This window comes from Paraburkholderia humisilvae, from assembly GCF_902859855.1.
Taxonomy (GTDB): domain Bacteria; phylum Pseudomonadota; class Gammaproteobacteria; order Burkholderiales; family Burkholderiaceae; genus Paraburkholderia; species Paraburkholderia humisilvae.
In genome coordinates, this window is record NZ_CADIKH010000007.1 from 60904 (window position 1) to 84412 (window position 23509).

At 62.8% G+C, this 23509-nt stretch carries 10 protein-coding genes; 5 read left to right on the top strand and 5 right to left on the bottom strand.

All coding sequences use genetic code 11. The features are described 5' to 3' along the window. Positions 1 to 159 precede the first annotated feature (159 nt). From recD to recC, 3 genes are read right to left on the bottom strand one after another with little or no spacing between them, the layout of a single operon-like run. Positions 160 to 2370 carry an exodeoxyribonuclease V subunit alpha gene (gene recD, locus HV796_RS08800; protein ID WP_175226092.1) on the bottom strand — a complete coding sequence of 737 codons (2211 nt, stop codon included), beginning with the start codon at positions 2368 to 2370 and terminating at the stop codon, positions 160 to 162. Further along, on the bottom strand, positions 2367 to 6239 hold the full coding sequence (gene recB / locus HV796_RS08805) for an exodeoxyribonuclease V subunit beta (protein ID WP_175226093.1): 3873 nt from the start codon (positions 6237 to 6239) through the stop codon (positions 2367 to 2369). Before recB ends, recD begins: the two co-directional genes overlap by 4 nt. Beyond that, positions 6236 to 9814 (bottom strand): exodeoxyribonuclease V subunit gamma, encoded by a 3579-nt coding sequence (recC, locus tag HV796_RS08810; protein ID WP_246355774.1) that lies wholly within the window; start codon positions 9812 to 9814, stop codon positions 6236 to 6238. The genes recB and recC overlap by 4 nt, the downstream gene beginning before the upstream one ends. A 215-nt stretch (positions 9815 to 10029) precedes the next feature. Here recC and HV796_RS08815 point away from each other — a divergent pair, with 215 nt between their 5' ends. Beyond that, positions 10030 to 10677, top strand: coding sequence for a LysE family translocator (locus HV796_RS08815; RefSeq protein WP_175226095.1), 648 nt, complete (start codon positions 10030 to 10032; stop codon positions 10675 to 10677). Here the strand turns inward: HV796_RS08815 and HV796_RS08820 are convergent. Beyond that, positions 10655 to 11497, bottom strand: coding sequence for a helix-turn-helix transcriptional regulator (locus HV796_RS08820; protein ID WP_175226096.1), 843 nt, complete (start codon positions 11495 to 11497; stop codon positions 10655 to 10657). The two genes, HV796_RS08815 and HV796_RS08820, sit on opposite strands and share 23 nt — an antisense overlap. A gap of 245 nt (positions 11498 to 11742) precedes the next feature. Here HV796_RS08820 and HV796_RS08825 point away from each other — a divergent pair, with 245 nt between their 5' ends. Further along, a complete protein-coding gene (locus HV796_RS08825; protein WP_175226097.1) occupies positions 11743 to 16893 on the top strand; it encodes a trifunctional serine/threonine-protein kinase/ATP-binding protein/sensor histidine kinase in 5151 nt (1716 codons plus the stop codon). A gap of 545 nt (positions 16894 to 17438) precedes the next feature. After that, positions 17439 to 19616, top strand: coding sequence for a M1 family metallopeptidase (locus tag HV796_RS08830; RefSeq protein WP_175226098.1), 2178 nt, complete (start codon positions 17439 to 17441; stop codon positions 19614 to 19616). A 67-nt stretch (positions 19617 to 19683) separates the two neighbouring features. On the opposite strand, the gene HV796_RS08835 is transcribed toward HV796_RS08830, so the two are convergent. After that, entirely contained in the window at positions 19684 to 20673 is a 990-nt protein-coding gene (locus tag HV796_RS08835) for a LysR family transcriptional regulator (RefSeq protein ID WP_175226099.1), read from the bottom strand. A 129-nt stretch (positions 20674 to 20802) separates the two neighbouring features. Here HV796_RS08835 and HV796_RS08840 point away from each other — a divergent pair, with 129 nt between their 5' ends. Further along, positions 20803 to 22311, top strand: a complete 1509-nt coding sequence (locus HV796_RS08840) for a M81 family metallopeptidase (RefSeq protein ID WP_175226100.1) — start codon at positions 20803 to 20805, stop codon at positions 22309 to 22311. 129 nt (positions 22312 to 22440) lie between these two features. Then, positions 22441 to 23490, top strand: a complete 1050-nt coding sequence (locus tag HV796_RS08845) for an alpha/beta fold hydrolase (protein ID WP_175226101.1) — start codon at positions 22441 to 22443, stop codon at positions 23488 to 23490. Positions 23491 to 23509 lie beyond the last annotated feature (19 nt).

Consider the following 23509-nt stretch of genomic DNA (forward strand, 5'->3'; position numbering starts at 1 on the left):
GACAAAGTTGCATGCCGATGTTGAGGCTGCGAGGGATTAAACCTGAGATGTAATTCGAGATACATGGGGCAATCGGGTAGCTTGTAAAGAGATATCGCTGTGATAGCGAAGCCACCCGATGCATTGTGCAAGAACAATTAAAGTTACCGCGGCGAGGAACTAAGCCCCCTCATCACCCGCCCCGAATGCCGCGAGCAGCCCACTCGCCCGCTGCACCTTCGCGGTCACGGCTTCCTCCAGCACAGGCTTGCCTTCAGGCACGGCAAGCGTCAAAAACGCCCTTGCCCGCGTCACCCCGGTGTACACAAGCTCACGCGTGAGAATCGGACTAAACGAGTCCGGCAACACGAGCGCCGCATGCACAAACTCCGACCCTTGCGACTTGTGCACCGTGAGTGCAAACACCGTCTCCACGGCCTGGAGTCGGCTCGGCAACACCCACTTGATTTCACCCGACCCGTCGCTCGAAGGAAACGCAACACGCAACGCGCCACGCCCATCGATCCCACCCGGCACCGCGAGGGTGATTCCGATGTCACCGTTCATCAGCCCGAGTTCGTAGTCGTTCCGCGTAACCAGCACCGGCCGGCCCGGATACCATTCGCCGCGTGCGTCGATCAAGCCTTCTTCATGCAGAAGACGCGCGATCCGCTTATTGAGCCCGTCGACGCCCCACGGGCCACGGCGCACCGCACACAGCATCTGGAACGCGTCGTGAGCCTCGAGCACTTCGCCCGCCCATTTAATGAACACAGCAGGATCAGCATCGCGAGCAGGTTCACCTGTGCGCATCGTCTCGAGGTAGTGCCGATAGCCATGCCGCTGCGCGCCTTCACCTTCACCCACCTGTCCATCGATAACCAGCGCCTTAAACGCCGCATCGTTACCCGCCGAGCAGGACAGCAAGCCAAGATCCGCACGCGCGTCACTCAACACTCGCTCGACGCCCGCCGCGTCCCCTTCGTTCACGCGCTGCGCCAACTCGCCAATCCCGCTCGCCGCGGAAAACCGATGGCTTTGCCGCAGCATTGCAATCGCCTGGTCCAGCGCGGTCCCGTGCTCGTCGATCATCGCGTCATCGATGCGCTCGCCGGTTGCCGTCTGTAACCAGTCGCGCGTCTGTGGCGAGTAGTGGCCGCGCGCCGCACGTTCGCACAACTCGCCCAGCACGGCGCCCGCTTCAACGGACGCCAACTGATCCTTATCTCCAAGCAGCACCAATCGCGCCTGTGACGGCAACGCGTCGAGCACTGCGGCCATCATCTCGAGATCGACCATCGATGCTTCGTCGATCACCAGCACGTCGACCGGCAGCGGATTGCTCGCGTCATGGCGAAAGCGCCGGCTATCCGGGCGCGTCCCCAACACGCGATGCAGTGTCATCACGACGGTTGGAATCGCGGCGCGCACGTCCGCGCCGTGAGCCAGGCGATCGACCGGCAAGCTCGCAACGGCGCCCGCGATCGATTCATTCAGGCGCGCAGCGGCTTTCCCGGTCGGCGCAGCAAGCTTGATCCGCAACGGCCGCGCGCGGCGTGCGGCGGCATTGACACCGGAGCCCGAGCCCGCGCGTACGCCATCAGTGTCACCGAGCGCAATCGCCTGCAACAGCGCAAGCAATCGCACGACGGTGGTCGTCTTCCCCGTCCCCGGCCCGCCGGTAACGATGCTGAACGCGCTGCGCGCAGCGAGCGCGCACGCGAGCTTCTGCCAGTTCGCACCTTTGCTTTCCGTGCCCTGTTGCGAGGGAAACAGCACATCGAGCGTAGCCTTCACCACATCGGTATCCAGCGACGCAGCCTGTTCGCGCGACGCACGCAATCGTCGTTCGATCCCGGCGCATACATCCTGCTCGTATTGCCAATATCGTCGCAGGTACAGACGTGTCCCGACGAGCACGAGCGGCGTGTTGCCCGCGCCCGGCCCGACGAGCGCCGCATGATCAAGCGCTACCAGCCATGCTTTGAGCGTCACGCCGGCCAGCAGGTCGGCGGGCGAACGCGTCGGCGCATCGGTGATCCGCTCGATCACATCATCGGGCGGCAGCGACAGCACAAACGCAGGATCGTCGAGCGCCGCTTGCAGATCGAGACACGCATGTCCGCGCCCAAGCTGATGGCTCGCCAGCGCCGCGGCGAGAATCAGCAACGGCGCGACGTTCGATGTTTCCCGCGAAAGAAACCGCGCAAATGCCGCGTCGAGCGGCCGCAGCCAACCGCGCTCCACCCATTCGTCGAGCACGCCGAGCATGGCTGGCGCATCAACCGCCACGTGCGTGCGGCGCGTTGGCGTGTCATCAAGTGCGGCAAACAGGTCGCCGGTGGCATCGTCACGGTTTCTTCGGGACGACGTGACACGTGTCCTCGTCATGCGATCTCTCCCGCCAATTCATTCCCATCCACACGTTTCGCAAAGAGCGTATCCAGTTGTTCGATCAACGCGCGCGGCGGCCGGTCGATATGCAGCCCCTGGCTTTCCGCATGACTGCCACGCAGAAACAGATATACCGCGCCGCCGATATGCCGGTCGTAGTCGTAATCCGGCAGACGCGCTTTCAACAGCCGATGCAGCGCGAACAGATACAGCACGTACTGCAATTCGTACCGCGAATGCAGGATCTGCGCGCGCATCCTCGACGGTGTGTAGGCGGCGTTATCGGGGCCGAGCCAGTTCGATTTGTAATCCGCGACATAGAAGCGGCCGTCGTGCTCGAATACGAGATCGATGAAGCCTTTAAGCATGCCGTTCAACTGCGCGGGCTCCAAGGCAGGACGTGCCGCACCGTCGAGCGTCATCTCGCAGACCACGCGATCGAGCGCCTGCGCATCGACGTCATGCGTGGCGACCCAGAATTCCATTTCAGGCACGTACGTCGTCAATGCGCGCAGCGTGACGGGCGCGACCGGCTTGCCACCGGCGATCGAAGGCGAAGCCATCCGCAGCGGTTCTTTCAGTAGCCGCAGCAGCCATGCGGTCAACGGCTCGATCCATCGTTCCCAGCCCCGCACGCTGCAGCGACGCGCGATCGTGTCGCGCGCTTTCTTCTCGTCACGGACGATTTCCGCAAAGCCTTCAGTCGCGGCCCACTCCATCAACTCATGGATAAAGGTGCCGGCATCCGCGCCGCGAGGAAGTCCGTGCAGCGTTGTCTGATCGACGTGTGCGCTCGCGTCTCCGCTCGACGCCTGCACACGCGGCCACGCAGCTTCAGGGGAGTCGTCTGGCGTTTCAGTGTCCGCAAGTTCCTGATACACATCCTGACCACGCGTATCGGGCGCCGGGTACGGCTCACCCGTGCCGACTGCGGCGAGCGGGCTCGCGACAGACTCCGCAGCGGACACACCACCGATCACACCATCGACCTTGCGCAAGCTCGAATAGCTGGCAATCCACCAATGTTCGCGCACGACGCGCGACAACGTCCGTGCCGCGCCGCGTGCCGCGCGCGCGTCGCGCGACACGAACGTTTCGCTGTTCGGAGGCGGTGGCTCAGCCACGCTGATATCCGCATGGCCTTCGCGCAATTGTTCGAGCAACATGCCCAGTGTGTCCGGTACGATCGCTTTGCCGCCGGACAGCAGATACCCAAGCGCGCCCAGCTCAATACCCGCGATCGGCGCAATGCCCACCCATGTCACGTATCGCGCACGCGTGAGCGCGACATAAAGCTTGCGCAAATCCTCACCGAGCCGCTCGCGATCGACCTGCGGCAACACGTTCAGGTCATCAAGCGTCACATGCAGTTGACCCGCGTCGTCGTGCCATTTGAGCGGCATATCTTTAGCGTTCGCCGGCCGGTAATTCCCGGCGAACGGCAGGAACACGAGCGGGTACTCGAGTCCTTTCGATTTGTGAATCGTCACCACCTGCACGAGGCCTGCATCGCTTTCAAGCCTGATTTGCCGCGCGTCACCGCCTGCGCCGCCGGCTTGATCCGCGAGTTCCTCATCGATGTGGCGAATCAGCGCATGCTCGCCGTCGAGTTGCGCGCTGGCCTGCTGCAATAGCTCCGCCAGATGAAGCAGATTCGTCAGTACGCGCTCGCCGTTCACCGGTGCGCCCGCCGTGCGTCCGATCAGCCGCTGCGGCACCTGAAAATCGTGCAGCAACTGCCGCAGCATCGGCAGCACACCCTTATTGCGCCAACTATCGCGATAGCCACGGAATTGCAGCACACGCGTTTCCCATGCGATTTCATCGTGCGTCAATGCGTCGAGGTCCTCCCAGTCGAGCCCGAGCGTCACGGTCGCGAGCGCGGCGCGCACGAGGCGGCCGTCATCGGGTTCCGCGCATGCGGCGAGCCAGTGACGCAATTCGACTGCCTGGTCGGTCTGGAACACCGAATCGCGGTCCGACAGATAGACGCTGCGCACGCCTCGCTCGGCGAGCGCCGTGCGAATCGCGCGTGCCTCTTCGCCGTTGTTGACGAGCACCGCCATGTGCGCCGGTTGAAGCGGCGTGAAGCCGCGCGCGCCGGCAAAGCCAGCGTCGCCGGCCTGGCCCGCGCTCAACAGACGCACCATCTCCGTTGCACAACTCGCGGCCATGCCGCGCATATACGCGTCCTTGCTCAACGAGACGCCGCTTTGAACCGGCGGCATCCACCAGGCGGTCAGCGCGGGCAATGCGCGGCCTGCCACTTGAAGCGCGTCATCGCGGCCTTGCGCGTCGGCCGCGACGAACGGCAGCGGATTCTCTCCATCAGCGGGATTGCGGAACAGGAACGCGCCCGGCGCATCCGGTCGCGCCTCGGCCGCTTCAAAACAACGATTGACCGCGCCGACCATCGCAACCGTCGAGCGGAAGTTCTTCTTCAGCGTAAATAGCCGGCCCGTACATGCACGACGCGCCGCGAGGTACGTGTAGATGTCCGCGCCGCGAAACGCGTAAATTGCCTGCTTCGGGTCGCCGATCAGGATGATCGCGGTGTCGGCGTTGTTCTCTTCGATTCGATAGACGGCGTCGAAGATTTCATACTGCACCGGGTCCGTGTCCTGGAACTCGTCGATCAACGCAACCGGGTACTGCTTGCGGATGATGTCGGCGAGGCGCTCGCCGTTTGGCGAACGCAGCGCGTCGCGAAGACGCGTCAGCAAATCGTCGAAGCCCATTTGCGAGCGCTTTTTCTCCTCGGTGGAGAAGCGCTGCGCGACCCAGTGCGCCGCGTGGCACAGCAGATCGTAGTAAGCGGTGGGCTGCGCCGCGAGTGCCGCAGGCAGGGCTTCCATCGCCGTCAATGCGGGGTGTGTCGGTGGATTGCCGACCTTCCAGATTTCCGCGAGCCCGGCGTGGGTCAGACGGGTCCACACCGCTGCTTTGTCTTCGAACGCGGGGCGGACCATCAGCGGATCGTCGGCCCACGCGCGCAGCTTATCGAGCCACGCCTGGCAGTTCGCCCGATTCAGCCGCTGCGCGTTGAACTGCTTTTTCTCGCGCGCTTCATCAAGGATCGTTTGAAGCTCATCGCACCATGACGGCCAGTTTTCCTTCAGCGCGGCAAGGTGTGTGCGTTGTTTGTCGCGCGTTTCCTTCAACGCGAACTCAGGCGCCAACGATTGCGGCAACAGGTCCGCGTGGACAATCAGCCGAGCGACCTTCGACTGCAACTCATGCGGGCCCGCAAACCACTGACGCACGTCGCGAGCCGACTGTGCATCGAGCGGTGTCAGAAACGTTCGCCAGTAATCGCGCACGACTTCCGCATGCAGCGCGCTTTGGTCCGTTTCGAGCGTTTGCGAAAACAGACTGTCGCTATCGAAAGCATGCTCGCTGAGCATCCGGTTGCACCAGCCGTGAATCGTCGACACGGCGGCTTCGTCCATCCACTCGGCCGCGAGTTGCAGCCGGCGTGCGCATCCGGGCCAGTCTGCGGGCGCATATTCGGCGCGCAGGTCGTGCAGCAGATCTTCGCCAGCGGGGCGCTCAGCAACGACATCGTCCTCTTCCGCGCGGAAATACTCGGCGGCTTCGACGAGACGCGCGCGTATCCGTTCGCGCAATTCCTTCGTCGCCGCATCGGTGAACGTGACGACGAGGATTTCCGGCGGCGTCAACGCGCGCACTGCATGGTCGACATCGCCGCCGTGCCCGAGCACAAGGCGCACGTACAGCATCGCGATAGTGAAGGTCTTGCCGGTGCCCGCGCTTGCCTCGATGAGGCTGCTGCCGCGCAGCGGAAAGCGTAGCGGATCAAGTGGTGCGGCGGCGGTCGCGGCCGATTTCGTCAGGTCCGCGGTCATTGAGCGTCTCCGTTGTCGTTCGCGCTGCTTTTCTGCCGCGTCGTGGCAGGAATCGCAAGGTGCAGCGGCAGCAGCAGTTCGACTGCGAACCGCTCGAATGCGCCGCTTGCGACAAGCGCATCGAAGTCCGGGTACACACGACGCAAATATGCATTCATATCGCGCTCGCCGGGCTGCCACGATGTGCCGTCGTAGGCTGCGCGCGCGGCGTCACGTGCCTCCGGTTGATCGGCGGTAGCGTCGGGCGACCGCTTTCCAAGCCATGCGAACGCAGTATTGACCGCGAGCGGCAACGGCCGCCGCATACCGTCGTCCCACGCACGTAGCAGCGCAAGCAGATGCGTGCGCGCGTCTTCCTCCGCCAGCGGCGCCAGTTCGACGCTGCCGATCTTGCTGACGACGAACGTCGTCAAAGGACCCACCGCGAGTTGCGCGGCCAGATGCGTGACCCAGTGCGCAATCACCTTGTCACGTCGATACTTGTTGTCCTTGATCAGCGCGCTGGCTTCGAGAATCACGCGGCCTGACGCGCCGTCCGCATCCGTACGCACATCGCCGATCCAGTCATCGATCGAGCGCATGCGTCCGTCTATCGTGGCTTCGATACGCAACTCGTGCGGCTGGTCGTCGAGCGCTTTCGGCCAACGCGCGAGCGCCGCCCGGTAACGCTCGAACAGGTCCGGCATCGGCTCCATCAGTTCGTTGCCGAGCAACTCGCCGAAGCCGCCGGTCGCGAGATCGCCGCTGCGGTGCATGCGTGTGAGCCTGGCTTGCGCCGCCGCGGACAGATCTTCGTCGCCGCGCTCGAGCGCCGCAATTTGCGCGCGAATCAGCTCGCTCTGCAACTGCCAGGACTTGAGGCCATCGAGGTCGAACGGTTCATCGTTTTCGCTTGCCATCACATCGGTTTCGAACGCGACACGCAGACGCTGGCGAAAGAAGCTCTTGACCGGGTCCCTCAAAAAGTCAGCGAGTTCGCGTATCGTTAGCGGCTCTTCGCGCTCAAGCGGCGGCAACACGATGCCTTCAGCGCCACGCTTTGTTGTACCCGCAACGGTTGTGGCTCGCCATTCGTCCGCGAACGTGAACAGCCTCGACGCATCCGGATCAGCAGGGAAGTAATCGGCACTGAACGGCTGCAACCGGTGCACGACCGTCAGTTCATCAATCAGCGCATGCGGTTTCACACTGTCGTCACCGGCAAGACGCCAACCGCCTGACAGGTGCTCGCGCAACTGCCCGACCAGCACCGACGGAGGTCGAGGCGTGTTATCCGTGACGCTGCGCCCAACCCACGACACATGCAGATGCTCGCGCGCCGACAGCAGCGCTTCGAGGAACAGGTAACGATCGTCCTCGCGGCGCGACCGGTCGCCGGGCCGGTAGTTTTGCCGCATCAGATCGAAGTCGAGCGGTGTGCGCGTGCGCGGATAGTCGCCGTCGTTCATACCGAGCAGACAGACGCAGCGAAACGGGATGGCGCGCATCGGCATCAGTGTCGCGAACGTGACCGCGCCTGCGAAAAAACGCTGCGACAGGCTGCCTTCTTCAAGTTGCGACAGCCAGTAATCGGCGACGATCGACAGCGGCAGTTCACCGGTCAACGCCGCGTCGTCACAGGCATCGCGCCACGCTTCGAGGGCGCTGTCGAGACGGCCGAGCGTGTACGCATCGTCGCTGTCGACGGGGGCGAAGAACGTATTCTTGAGCTCGCGCAAACGCCTGCACCATTCGTCGACAGTCGCCGGCGTGCGCAGCGTTTTCCACGTGTCGTCGAGTGCATCGATCAGGCGCGTCAACGGACCGAGCAGCGCCGCGTCGAGCCCGCCGATTTCGGCGTATGGCTCGATTTCGCACCAGGCCTCCGATTTGTCGCCGACGGCGTAGCCGAGCATCATCCGGCGCAAGCCGAACGCCCAGGTATTCGGGGCATCGTCATTGCCGGCTTTCGGCAAGTCGAGGCTTGCGCGCTGCTCGCCGTGCAGCCCCCAGCGGATATTCGCGCCGCCGATCCAGTTATGCAGCTTAGGCAAATCGTCTTCGGCGATCTCGAAGCGCGCGCGCAAGGCCGGCACTTCGAGCAGATCGAGCACATCGCTGACGGTCACGCGCGATTGCGGCAGTGCGAGCAGCGTCTCGACCGCGCCGAGCAACGGGTCGAAGTCGCGCTGCCCACGGTCCGCGACGCTAAACGGGATGTAACGCGGATCGTTGGCGTCGAGCAGACCGAACACCGCTTGAATATGCGGCGCGTACGCTTCGATGTCCGGCACCATCACGATCACATCGCGCGGGCGCAGTGTCGGATCATCCGCAAAGGCCGCGAGCAACTGATCGTGCAGTATCTCGACTTCACGCTGCGCGCTGTGCGCGATGTGAAAGCGGATCGAGTGGTCCGCGTGCGGATCCACGTCGGGCCACAATTCGCGTGTCTCTTTGCGCGGCCGCAGGTCGCGGATATCGTCCTGCAACTGCTGCAGCATTGTCGACGTGTCCTCAGCTTCGAACAGATCGATGCGCTGGCCGATATTCGCGAAACGCGACGCATAGGTGTCGCGCGCGGAGTCGCTGTCGAATTCGTCGAGCAGGCCGATAAAGTCACGGCCCTGCTTGCCCCATGCGGCGAGCAGCGGGTGCGCGTACAGATGCAACTCCGCCTCGTTCACGATCGCCGGCGCGCCGGCGCGGCGGCGCTGGCGCGTGCGCTCAGCACGCAGCAGATCCTGATCGGCGACGATGTCCGCCCAATAGTGCGCGCAAGGGTTGTGCACGCACATCAGCACCTGCGTGAAGCGGGCGAGCGCGGCCAGCACTTCCAGCGATTGCCGCGGCAGACTCGAAATGCCGAACACGATGACCCGATGCGGCAGATTTTTCGGCCGCTTGCCGTCGAGTAGCGTGGCGGCGCGCTGCAGGAATGCTTCATGCACTGCGGCGCGGCCGGCCGTTGCTGCGTCGACGCCGGCGCGACCGTGTGTCGCGACATCGTCGAGCAGCGCGCGCCACAACGCGGCCTGCCAGCGATGCTCATCGGGCAGCGCAGTGCGGCCGTCGCGCGCATCGATCAGCACGTCGTCGCCTGCGGCCCATTTCGCGAGCCAGTCCGCGCGATAGACCTGATACTGGTCGAACAGATCCGCGACGCGCTGCGCGAGCTGGAATCGCTTGCGCTGATCGTCGTCGTGCGCCATGAAGCGCTTGAGCGGCGCGTAATCCGGCTGATCGAGAAGTTCCGGCAGCAGACGCGTGAGCCGCCAGACGAGGCGCGACTTGTCGAACGGTGAGACGGCCGGCACCGCATCGTTACCGAGCACCGCGCGATAAACCTGCCACAGAAAACGCGCAGGCAACGACAGATCGAGCGCCGCGGAAATGCCACAACCGCCATCGACCGGGTCCGCCGCGAACGCGAGCTTCAGCCACTGCGCGATGCCATTGCTCTGCACGAGGATCACTTCGTTTTCCAACGGCGCCAGCGGGTACTGCTTGATCCATTGGATCATCAGGTCGCGCAGGCGCTCGGGCTGGTTGCCGTGCACCAGCATCAGCCCGGCGGGAAGCGGTTGTGTCGTCAAGCGAAGCTCCATCGAGGACGCAGAAATTGGGGCATTGCGAATCGGTTCGGTGAAAGGGTTCGGAACGCTCGCAGCACTGGGAAAAAGCGGGCATCAAGCGCGTCCGATTGCATGTTGTCAATGATACAAGCCGCTCCTCAATTTTTTCCAATCCTTCGGCTCGGTTGCGCGGGATCATCGTGTCCCGTATCGATACCCAACATTCGTCTCGCAGCATGAACCCTACAACAAACGGTTTCCTTCTCTCGCTGTCCCTTTGCCTGGACATCGGCATCGTCAACCTCGCGATGATGACCGCCGCGATGCAACGCGGTTATTGGACGGGCTTCTGGCTCGGCATGGGTTCGTGCATCGGCGATCTGATCTACGCGATCCTCGCGCTGGCGGGCATGACCGCGTTGCTGCAATTTGCCACCGTCAGATGGGGAATGTGGCTCGGCGGGGCCGTGGTACTGGTCGTGCTTGCGGCGAAAATGGCGATCAGTGCGTTCCGGTCCATTCGCTCGACGGAGCGCGGCCACACGGATATCGGCGGCACGCATGTTCAACAACTGCTCAAGGGCGCGTTGCTCGCGCTATCGTCACCGTCGGCGATCGTCTGGTTCGCTGCAGTCGGCGGTGCGTTGATTGCACAGTCGGGCGTGAAAGGATGGGAAGCGACAGGCCGCTTCCTCGCCGGTTTCTTTATCGCAGGCGTCGCGTGGACGTGCGCGGTGTGCCTGGCTGCCAGGCTCGGCGGCAAAGTATTCGGCACGAGAGCGTTGTCATTCTGCTATTTCGCGTCCGCCACGCTCTTCGCATTTTTCGCGTGGCAAGTCGTCTGGTCCGGCTATCGAAGTCTTATTCTCGGACTCCCGGCCTGATGAACCGCTGCGGCTCCGCAAACCGCAATGGGCTCACGCCGAGCACCTTCCTGAACGCGTTGATAAGGTGGCTCTGATCGTAAAAGCCCAGGTCGAACGCGACGTCCTGTACGGTGAACCCGCGACGCAGCCGGCTACGCGCTTCGATCAAACGAAGCTGCATGTGATACCTGGCCGGCGTCATCCCCACCACGGCCTTGAAACTGCGGATCAGTTGGTATTTGTTCACGTTCGCTACTGCGGACAGAACGTCCAGCGTAATCGGCGCGGAAAGTTGCGTGCGCATGGACTCAAGCACCGGGCCGAGCTCGTGACGCGACAGCGCAGGGCGAATGGTGTCGATGGCGCGATCACGATGCGTCAGCAGGGTTGCCGTCAGTTCGATGATCGCGGTTTCAAAGTCTGCGTCGCGGCTGTCATCTGCTGCCGCGCGATAAGCGGTCAAAACGCCTTGATACAGATTCGGACTCGAAAACACGCCCTGGTCTAGCGCCGGCGGTAGTGAGTGGGACAACCACCCGTTGGAGCGTCCGATTCTGACGAGCTTATCGGGGTCGATGTAAAGGGAAATGAATTCCGAATCGCCCGCGCTGGCATCGAAAGTCGAGGACTGCATCGCTTCGGGGTTGTAGACCGTCACCCTACGCTCAGTTACACGGAGTTTCTTCCCGTCGACGCAGACATGCTCGCAGCCCGCCAGATTCGCACTGACAACGTACTCGGCGTGAGTGTGCAGCGGAAAGGAAGCGTGGCGGCTGGCACGAATTCGTGCGAGTTCGATACCGTCAAAGCGATAGAACTCATTGACTTCAGGCGTCATGCGGTCACTCCAATCCGTTTGAACGTTAAGGGGGCGGCAGCGGAAAGTAGACCCTAATAGCCTCCCAATCCGCATAATTCTCATTCATCCCGGTTAAAATCATCTCACGCGACCGGCCACGATCATTAGCCCTCTGAAGTGATCGCGTAATCAGACCGATCCTTATCGCGCAGTGGCTATCGCAGCCAATCCGCTAGACGACACATGTCCTGCAAAGATCAGTTCGCGTCCGCGAGGTGTCACTGATGGCCATCCACTATGAGATTGACGAGCGACTGAGGCGCCGTGGCGGCGCCGCACTCTATCGGGGAAAGGTCGGCGAAAGCGAAGGGATGCTGATCGCAGTGGGCGGCGCGGGCGCGTATCCGACGATGCAGCTCGAAGCCCTTAGACATGAGTACGCGCTGCGCGCCGATCTGGATAACGAGTGGGCCGCGGTGCCGGTCGCGTCAGCGCGTTACGACGACCAGCCGTCTTTGCTGCTGAAGGACCCCGGCGGCCAACTGCTGAGAGACCTGTGTGGCAAGCCTCTACCGCTTGACCTGTTCCTGCCGCTCGCGGCCGCCGTAGCGGCAGCGGTTGAACACATGCATATGGGCGGACTGATTCATCTGAGAATTGGTCCGGACAATCTGCTCGTCGAAACCGGGACCGAATCCGCATCCGAATCCGAATCCGAATCCGAATCCGAATCCGCCTCCCGATCCGCAGCCGCTGAATCATCCGGCCGTTGCCACGCGTGGCTAACCGGTTTTGGCTTCGCGCAGCGCACGCGCGGCGGCACGCCATCCCCGTGCGGATCCATTACACCGGAAGCGGAGTCTTTCGCGTACCTGTCTCCGGAGCAAATCGGCATGCCGCATCAGCCTGCCGACGCTCGTACCGATCTCTACGCATTGGGCTGCACGTTCTACGAGCTGCTGACAGGTGCACCGCCCATCACAGCGACAGACCCATTGGAATGGGCGCACGCGCACACCGCGCGTCAGCCGCCCCATGTCAGAACCCATCGACCCTCGCTTCCGGAGCCCATCTGCGCGATCGTGATGAAGTTGCTGGAGAAGGCGCCCAGCGAGCGATATCAATCCGCCGCCAGCCTGCGCGCCGACCTCGAACGTTCCCTGAACATGTGGCGGCAGCATGGCACGCTCGAAGCGTTTCCGCTCAATCTGCACGACATCGCGGACCGTCTCGCCCGCTCCACCAAACTGTATGCGCGCCAGTGCGACCTCAAGCACCTCGACTCCGCGTTCGGGCAGTCGAGGCAGGGCGCAGCGCGATGCGTGTTCGTATGCGGCACCGCCGGCTCCGGAAAGTCCGCGCTCGTGCACGAACATCTTTCTGGGCTGAGTGCGGACATGTGCTGGTCGGCGGCATCCAAATGCGAGCCGGCGACCCAAGGCGTGCCGTATGCAAGCCTCACGCAAGCGCTGGACAATCTCGTGCGTCCGTTGCTGGGCGCCACCGACGCCGAATTCGATCGATGGCGGGCGCGCCTGCAATCCGCATTGCGCGACCAGGGCCGTGCATTGCTGCCGCTGATGCCGGACCTCGAGCGCATCGTCGGTCCGCAGCCTGCGTTGCCCCCACTACCGCCGCAGGCGGAAAAAGACCGCTTCCTGCGTGTAGTCGGCGATCTGCTTCGCGCGTTCGCGTCTGCGGAACGTCCGGTCGTGCTGTTTATCGACGATCTTCAATGGAGCGACGACGGCACGCTCTCCGTGCTCGAATACCTGGCATTGCGCGCGCCGCTGCCTTATCTGCTCGTCATCGGCAGTTTCCGCGACGACGAAATCGCCCCATCGCATCCGCTGCACGCACTCGCTCACGACGAAAAAGCGGAGCTCATTGCGCTACAGCCGCTCACCGTCGATGCTGTCGCCGCGCTGCTGGCCGATTTGCTGAATGACAGGCAGGACCGTGTGCTCGTGCTTGCGCGGCTGATCGTCGACAGGACATACGGCAACCCGTTCTTCACGATCCAGTTCATCAGTACGCTCGCGCAGGAGGGGCTCATCACCTTTCAGCTCGACGGGCGGTGCACGTGGGACCCGACGCGTATCGAGGCAAAGGGCTATACCAACAATGTGGTCGACCTGCTGCTGCGGCAGATCGACCTGCTCCCGGCGCCGACCCGCGATCTGATGGTGATCTTCTCGTGTCTGGGCGGAAGCGCACCCGCCAACACGATCGCCGTCGCGGCAGACGTATCGGTTCAAACTGTCCACGACACGCTGAGCGCTGCCCGTGACGCCAAGCTGATCCAGTGCACCGATGATGCGTACGCCTTCACCCACGACCGCATCCTCGAGACGACCTACCTGACGCTCTCCGACCCCCTCCGGCGCACCGCGATGCACCTGCGGATCGGCCGTCGATTGCGCAGTCGTATCGCGGCGGACCCCCACAGCCATTCCGTATTCGAAGTGGTGAATCACCTGAATCGCGGCGTGGATTTGATCGATCGTGCCGAGGAGCGCGACGATCTCGCGGCACTGAATCTGCAAGCGGGCCTGCAGGCGAAAAGCGCGATGGCCTATGCCGATGCGCTCGCGTATCTGCGTCACGTGGCCAAAATCCGGTCGCACGACCCGGACCATCCGATGTTGCAAACGGCCGCGTTTCACCTCGCCGAGTGTGAATTCATCACCGGCCATCTGGACGAAGCCGAGACGCGCCTCTGCGCGCTCGCCCAGCAGCCGGTGGACTTGCCCTTTGCCGCCGAAATCACAGCGCTGCGCGCAGCGCTTTACGTCGTACGTGATCGGCCGGATCTCGCGGTTCAAGTCGGGCTGCAGTATCTGCATACGGCGGGCGTCGACTTGCCTGCATGCCCGAGCGAAGCCGAAATCGAAGTCGAATATCAACGTCTGACCGAACGCTTGCGCGGTCGCACGTTCGACGAGTTCAAGGTTCAGCCGACGATGAGCGACCCGGTGTGGCGCGGCGTGTTACAAGTACTCGCCGATCTGATCCCGCCGGCAGCGTTCACGACGGTTAACCTGTCCGCACTGATTGCGTTGCACATGGCTCGCATCAGCTTCGAGCATGGTGTGACCGACGCATCGTGCTACGGCTACGTTTGCGTGAGCGAGGTTTTCCGGCGCTTTAACGACTACCAGGCCTGCCATGCACTCGGCGAACTGGCGATGCATCTCGTCGACGCGCGCGGCTTCGAGCGCTACAAGGCGCGTGTGCATCTGACCTTCGGCGTGATGCAGTCGTGGACGCGTCCGGTGCGGGACGCGCTGCCGCACATTCGCGGTGCGTTCGAAGAAGCGACGCAAGCCGGCGATCTGACGTTTGCCGCCTATTGCCGCCGCCATCTGATTTCGCCAATGCTGGTCTATGGCGCGCCGCTCGCGGAAATGCAGCAGCTGGCCTACGAATCGCTCGCCTATGCGCGCGGCACGAAAATCGATCTTATGATCGACGCGATTCGCGCGCAGATCACCTATATCGACACCCTGCGCGGCGCGCCGCCGAATGACGCGTGGAGCACCGACGACGAGGCGAGCCGGTACACGAACCGGCCCAAGTCCGCATTTGCCCACTGGACACACCGGATGCAGTGCCACTTCCTGTTCGGCGACCTCGCCGCGGCGCTGGACGCGGAAGCGCGCGCGTCTGCGCTGCTCTGGTCGTCGGGCGCCCATTTCGAGGCAGCCCTTTTCGTGCTGTTCAGCGCGCTCGTGCATGCCGCGGCCGGCCGGACGCAGCACGGCGACGACCGCGAGCGGCATCTCGGCACGCTTAAGTTGCACCAGCAACAACTGGACATCTGGGCGCGCAACGCACCGAGCAACTATCGCGACGGCGCAACACTCGTGGCCGCCGAAATCGCCCGCATCGAACATCGTGTGCCCGACGCGATGCGCCTCTATGAAGACGCAATCGACTGTGCCCGCGAGCAGCGCTTCCTGCACAACGAGGCGCTCGCGAACGAACTGGCGGCGCAGTTCCATGCCGCGCTCGGCGCGAAAACGGCTTCGCGATCGTACCTGCGTCACGCGCGACAGGCCTACGTCGCGTGGGGCGCCGATGCGAAAGTCGCACAACTCGACGCGGCGTATCCCGAGCTCGCGACACCACGGCAGCGCGACGCGCCCGTGGGGCTGGAAAGCCAGCTCGACGTGCGCGCGGTCATCATGGCGACCCATGCGCTGTCGCGTGAAATCGTGCTGACACGGCTGGTCAAAACGCTGATGCGCTGCACGCTCGAACACGCGGGAGGCCAGCGCTGCGTGCTGGTGATGATGCATGGCGATGCAATGGAAATCGAGGCTGAGGCGAAGGTCAGCGGCGCAACCGTCGACGTCGACCTGCGCTCCGGCGCGGCGGGTCCGATGGATTTGCCGCTGTCGCTCGCACGCACCGTGATCCGCACGGGCGAAATGCGGGTGCTCGACGACGCGCGAGCGGCCCGCGAATGGTCGGGCGACGCATACGTGCGTGCGATCCGGCCGCGCTCCGTGCTGTGTTTGCCGCTGCTGAACCAGTCGCGCATGGTCGGCCTTCTATACATCGAGAACAACCTCGCGCCAGGCGCGTTCACCCAGGAGCGCACGTCGGTGCTGGCCGTGCTTTCCACGCATGCGGCCATTTCGCTCGAGAACGCGCGGCTGTATGCGCAGTTGATCGAAGAAAGCGCGCAGCGCGAGCAGGTTGCCGAGCGATTGCGGACCACGCAGGCCGAACTCGCGCGCACCATTCGGCTCACGACGATGGGTGAACTCGTCGCGTCGATCGTGCACGAGGTCAACCAGCCGCTCAGTGCCGCGAAGACCGGGGCCGAGGCCGCGCTTCGCTGGTTGAACCGCGCCGAGCCGGAGGTGGGCGAGGCCCGCTGCACGCTCGATCGCGTCGCGGCCGACACGACGCGGGCGGCGATGATCGTGCGCGGGCTGCTGTCGCTTGCGAAGAAGTCTCCGCCTGAAATGAAACGGTTCGACCTGAACGAATCGATGCGCGAAGTGCTACAGCTTCTGCATCGCGAGATCGCGCATCACGACGTCGAGATTGACGCTCGCGCTATCGCGGGTGAACTCGCTGTCCTTGGCGATCGCGTCCAGTTGCAGCAGGTGGTGCTCAATCTCGTGGTCAATGCGATGGAGGCGATGACCCACTCGCCGCCGGAGTCGCGCACCCTGCGGCTATCGGCGCAACCGGCCCGCAATGGGCGAATACGCGTTTGCGTTGTCGACACCGGGCCGGGCGTCGATCCCACCGTGCAGGAAAAAGTGTTCGAGCCGTTTGTGACCACCAAAAATACCGGCATGGGGATGGGGCTATCGATCTGCCGGTCGATCATCGAGGCGCACGGTGGCGAGCTCACCGTTTCGGCGAATGTGCCGTATGGCGCCTGCTTCGAGTTCACCGTCGCAGCCGCGGACTGATTGGCGCTCGCCAGCGGTGCATGCGCAGCCACGTATGCTGCGCGAGCACAAAGATGAATACGCCTGCACTAAAAGCGGTCACGCCACCCGAAGCGAATGGTCAATCAATTTTATCAATATATTTTAATGCAATTTAAATAAAGCCATTCCGGATTGGATAAATTTAATCGGCATATTTAAAAGAAACGCGTGAAATATTTGTAACCGTAGATTGACATGCTAACGTTTGCCCAACTAATCTAGCGCCATCGTAAGCTGACAGTTATCAGAAGAAAGGGTGTTTGTACCCCCCGGCGCCCTTAGCCAGCCTGCGAGTCTGTTCGCGCGCAGCGCCTGCTGCGCGCTGCGTTGTCACGCCGTTGCAATTCTTTGATTCACGCATTTAAGGCCTCAGTATCGGCAATTCTGGCTGAGGTCTGAGCTCGTCTTTTAATTGATATTTTTAATTCGCCTTCTGGCGCATGGGGAAGATTTTTTATTCAAAAACAACGAGAGAACCATAACTGCACATTTTTCAAGGCTGCCTTATCCGACAAGGACGAACAATGAGTAGATATTCCCGGTTAAAGATGCAGTGCCTGTTATTAGCCGGCGCGCTGGCATTGAGCGCATGTGGCGGAGGTGACGACGCGGGCATCGCTTCGAACAAGTCATCACAGGTAGGCGCTGCGGCGCCTGCGGCGGGCGCGTCGCAACCGGCGCTGCCGGCGCCGGCAGCGCCGCTGGTCGCGGACAAATCGATCAACAAAACCGTGAAGCCCGTCGAGCTGCCCGACACCGTGCAGCCGATCAATTACCGGTTATGGTTCCGCCCGAATCCCGAACTGTCCGCCTTCGATGGCCGCGCGGACGTCGAGATCCAGGTCAAGAAGAGCGTCAACCATATCGAAATCGCCGGGCATCGGATCCAGTTCCTGAGCGGCAAGACCGTGCTGCAGCCCGGCAACATTCAACTGATCGCGACGCCGCAGGACGACGGCGACTTTTATCAGCTGCGTCCGTCGAGCGGCCAGATTCCGGCTGGCAACTACTCGCTGCATATGGAGTGGACCGGCATCATCAACTTCAAGACCTACGACGACCCCGCGACCCAAACCGGCGGCAGCTGCGGCGACGACCCGTATCCGGGCTGCTCCGCGGCGGAAGGCGTGTTCCGCGTCGACCTGAAAGCGACCGACGGCGCGACGAGCGGCGCGATCCTCACGCAAGGCGAGAGCAATCTTGCGCGGCAATGGTTCCCGGGCTGGGACGAACCCGCCTTCCGGCCGACGTACGAAGTGACGGCGGAAGTGCCGCAGAACTGGCGCGTCGTGTCGAATGCGGCCGAACTGCCGCCTGTCACCGTCGATAGCGGCTATAAGCGCGTGTCGTTCGAAAAGACGCCGCCGATGCCGTCGTATCTGCTGTTCTTCGGCGGCGGCCAGTTCGATGTGCTCGAAGACGACTTCGTCAGCCCGCTGAAGGACAGCAAGAACCTGCATCTGCGCATTTTCGCGCCGCCTGGCATGCGCGACTGGGCCGTGCCCGCGATGCAGCAGACCAAGCAGGCGCTCGACTACTACTATCGCTACACTGGCATCGCACTGCCGTTGACCAAGTTCGATACCATCGCCGCGAACGATGCGTTCAAGGCGCAGAAGGACCTGAACTTCGGCGGCATGGAGAACTGGGGCGCCATTCTCGAATTCGCCGACGATATTCTTCCGCCTCCCGGCACGACGATGTCCGACTACGGCGTGACCGTGCTCACGCACGAAGCCGCGCACCAGTGGTTCGGCGATCTCGTGACGCTCGACTGGTGGGACGACGTGTGGATGAACGAATCGTTCGCGACGTTCTTCGAGAACAAGACGAAGATTCTGTTCTTCCCGGACCGCTTCAACTGGGTCGACGAAGTGAAGACCAAGTACTCGGTGATGACGCGTGATTTGCGCAGCACGTCGTTCCCGGTGCAGCCGAACTTCAACGACTGGGCATCGAACGACTTCGTGCTGAGCGCCAGTGCGTTCACGTACGACAAGGGCGGCATCGTGCTGAAGATGATCGAGAATTATCTCGGCGAAGACGTGATGCGCAAGGGCCTGCGGTCGTATCTGACCGACTACTCGTTCGGCAACGTGACGCCTAAGCGCCTGTGGAAAGAACTGTCGAAGGCGAGCGGCGAACCGATGGAGGCAATCGGCGACAGTTATGTGCGTCAAACCGGTGTACCGCTCATTTCGCTCGACACGCAATGCGACCTGACGTCCAACCAGACGATCGTCACGCTTAAGCAACAGCCGTATCCGAGCCAGAACACGTACCCGGGTATTCAGTGGACGGTGCCGCTGACGCTCGCGTATGGCGACGGCCTGACCCGGCGCAAGACGGTGGCGCTGAAGGACACGCAAATGCAGGTGCGGTTGAATGGCTGCACGGGCGTGGTAGCGGATCCGAGCGGGCTCGACTACTACGTGGTCAACTATGGCGACAACGCGTGGAGCCAGCTGCTTGCGCAAAGCCGCTCGTTCACCGACCCGGTACTGCTGACCAACCTGCAGATGGAAGCGAAGATGCTCGTGAACTCGGGCCTCGCCAATCCATCGCGCGCAACGACGATCGGCTCGATCATGCCGCCGACCGTCACCGCGCGTCAGTTGATGACGGTGACGCCGCAAGCGCAGACGGTTCATCCGGTGCTGCGCTTCCAGGGCAAGCTGAAGCCGCGTAGCCAGACGGAGTAAGTGGGGTGGGGGCGCCGTCCCGATCGCGCATGGACTTGCCGATCGGGACGACGGTCATTGCATATCGTCAACCGTCGTTGCGTCGGCGCGCCGCGGCCTGGCCGCGCCGACCTCGTTTCTGCGCACGGCCCTGAGCCTGTGTCTTCGCTTGCGCAAACACCGGCAACCTCTCCTCGATCCACCTGATCAACTCCAAAGGCCCTGCCGCAAGCGGTCGCCCTTCCTTCACGATCAGCCTTGCGTGCGTCCCTTCAAACAACGGATGTTTGATCGGCAAGGTGGTCAGCTTACTACTCAGTATCTCCCGATACGCACCGAATTGGCCGATCAGCGTGACGAAGTCGCCGCTCATCACCATACGCTTTAGCGCGGTTAGTGAATTCGTCGCCAACGTCGGCCGGAACTCGATGTTCTCGGCCAATTCGAGCATCCTCACGAGGTGTCCGATCCCGAACGTGGACGGCATCGCCGCAAGCGGCCATGCGCACAAATCGTCGATGGTGGCCGCGCGCTTTTGCAACGCAAGCGGATGATCGCTGCGTAACAGCAACACCACCGGCTGTGCCGAACTGGCTCGATACGCGATCTGCGGATGGGGCGGCGGGTTAAACGCAAGCCCGATATGCGCGCGGCTCGCCGCGACTTCTTCCAGAATCGCGTCGACCGCGAGCATGTTCATGCCGATATCGAGCTTCGGATAACGCGCGCAAAACGGTCCCAGCACTTCGTCCACCAGCGTATCGACGAACCCTTCGCTAACGACGATTTCGATATGCCCGGTCTGTAACCCCTTTAACGCGTGCAGCTGGTCTTCGAGCTTCTCCTGTTGAGCCCGGTATCCATGCCAGAACTCGAGCAGATGAGCGGCGGCTTCGGTCGGCCGCACGCCTCTCGCTTGCCGTTCGAACAGCAGCGTACCGAGTTCCTCCTCAAGCAGCCTGATTTGCCGTGTGATGACCGATGGCGACGTGTTCAGATGATCCGCGGCGCCGCGAATCGTGCCGGCTGTCAGCACCTCGTGGAAATAGCGCAGCCGCTGCTGGTTGATCTCACGCATCGAATGTCTCCGTAACGGTATTGTGTTGCGCCGCGTTGCTCAAAACACAACAATATGTGAACTTTGTTGCTCTTGCTAGTGCGATCTGCGCCTGCCAATATGAAATCACCTCAACGACAGGCACCTGAAATGAACATCCTGATTGCCGGCTTCCAGCACGAAACCAATACGTTCGCGCCGACCCGTGCGTCCTACCAGAGCTTTATCCAGGGCGAAGGCTACCCGCCGATGGCGCGCGGCGCCGAGGTGATGAAGCTGCGCGACGTCAACGTGCCGATCGGCGGCTTTATTCAGGTTGCGCAAGCACGCGGTCATCAATTGCTGCCGGTGATCTGGGCCGGCGCCAGTGCGTCGGCGCATGTGACGACCGATGCGTTCGAACGGATCGGCGGCGAGATCATCGACGCGGTGAAGGCCGGCGGCTTCGACGCGATTTATCTCGATCTGCACGGCGCAATGGTCACCGAGCGGATCGACGATGGCGAAGGCGAACTCCTCGAGCGCGTGCGAAAGATTGTCGGCGACACGATGCCGGTGGTGGTGTCGCTCGATCTGCACGCGAACGTCACCGCGCGAATGGCGCGGCACGCCAGCGCACTGGTCGCGTACCGCACGTATCCGCACGTCGATATGGCGGCAACCGGCACGCGCGCCGCGCAGATTCTCGAGCGCCTCGTTGCCGAGGGGCGGCCGTTGCACTGCGCGCTGCGCCGTGTGCCGTTCCTGCTGCCGGTGAACAGCATGTGTACGCTGGTTGACCCGGCCCGCGACACGTATCGATTGCTCGAACAACTTGAAACCGGCGATGTCGTGTCGATGTCGTTCGCGCCTGGCTTTCCGGCGTCCGACTTTCCGGAGTGCGGCCCGACGGTCTGGGCGCACGCGTTCGACAAAGAAGCCGCTGAGCACGCCGCGGACACGCTGCTGGCGAAACTCGTCGACGAGGAATCACGTTGGGATGTGGCGTTCCTGACGCCTGACGACGCGGCAGCCGAAGCGATCCGGTTGAGCCGTGCCGCGACGAAGCCCGTGATCATCGCCGACACACAGGACAACCCGGGCGCGGGCGGCGATGCGAACACGATGGGCATGGTGCGGGCCTTGCTGCGCCAGGGTGCTCAACAGGCGGCAGTCGGGGTGATCTGGGACCCCGAGGCCGCCGTGGCGGCCCATCGCGCGGGCGTGGGCGCACGCATACGGTTGCGCGTCGGCGGCAGCCCCAGCGTGCCCGGCGACGCGCCGCTCGAAGGCGAATTCGAAGTCGAGCATCTGTCGGACGGGCAGTTCCGCTTCGATGGTCCGATGCTCAACGGGATGCGAGGCGAACTCGGGCCGGTCGCGTGTTTGCGGATCGAGGGCGTGAGGATCGCGGTCAGTACGATCAAGATGCAGGTATTCGACCGCAACCTGTTCCGCGTCGCGGGCATTGAGCCCGAACGGATGAAGATTCTCGTCAACAAGAGTTCGGTGCACTTTCGCGCGGACTTCGAACCGATTGCGCACGCAATCCTGGTGGCCAAATCGCCCGGACCGATGGCCGCCGACCCGGCGGACCTCCCATGGACGCGCCTCGATCCGGACCTGCGCGTGCGGCCGACCGGTCCGGCGTTCGGGTCGCTGCGCGAGACGACGCTTTAATACGCTGTGTGTCGGCGTGTTGTGTAGATACAGTGCGACATAAGCCGAGCGATTCCCTAAGCTATAACGACAACATCTCCGGACGCGCCGATCGCGGCGCTTCTCTAACAACTTAACAAAGGAATGGTTATGTCGGATACCGTGAATGTGCGCCGCCGTCGGCTGCTTGGCACGACGCTGGCAGGGCTCAGCCTGCTGGACCTGAGTCTGAGCGATCTGGCTCAGGCCGCACAGCCTGCAGAGGGCGCCGCGAAATCGAAGCACGTGGTCGCGAGCCATGCGTCGTTCGATACGATCCAGCAGATCGACGCCGGTACGCTCAACATCGGCTATGCGGAAGCGGGTCCGAAGCAGGGGCCGGTCGTTATTCTTCTGCACGGCTGGCCTTACGACATTTACAGCTACGTCGATGTCGCGCCGATCCTCGCGTCCAAAGGCTATCGCGTGATCATTCCGTATCTGCGCGGCTATGGCACGACGCGCTTCCTGTCGGCGGATACGCTGCGCAACGGTCAGCAGGCGGTCGTCGCGGTCGACATCATCGCGCTGATGGATGCGTTGAAGATCGATCAGGCGGTGTTCGGTGGTTACGACTGGGGTGGACGCACCGCGAACATCATCGCGGCGCTATGGCCGGAACGCTGCAAGGCGCTCGTGTCGGTAAGCGGTTATCTGATCGGCAGCCAGGAAGCGAACCATAAGCCGCTTCCGCCGAAGGCCGAACTGCAGTGGTGGTATCAGTTCTACTTCACGACTGAACGTGGTGTCGCGGGCTATACGGCGAACACGAAGGACTTCAACAAGCTGATCTGGCAACTCGCGTCACCGAAATGGCAATTCAGCGACGCCACCTATGACCGAACGGCGAAGGCGTTCGACAATCCGGACCACGTGGCGGTCGTGATTCACAACTACCGCTGGCGTTTGGGGCTGGCGCAGGGCGAGTCGAAATACGACGATATTGAAAAGCGCCTCGCGACCTTCCCGACTATATCCGTGCCGACCATCACGATGGAAGGCGACGCGAACGGCGCACCGCATCCGGAACCGGCTGCGTACGCGAAGAAATTCACCGGGAAGTATCAGCATCGCACGGTCACCGGTGGGATCGGGCACAACCTGCCGCAAGAGGCACCGAAGGCGTTTGCCGAAGCGATCTTGCAGGTTCAGCAGCTGTGACGCGGGGAGGGTGAAGGTA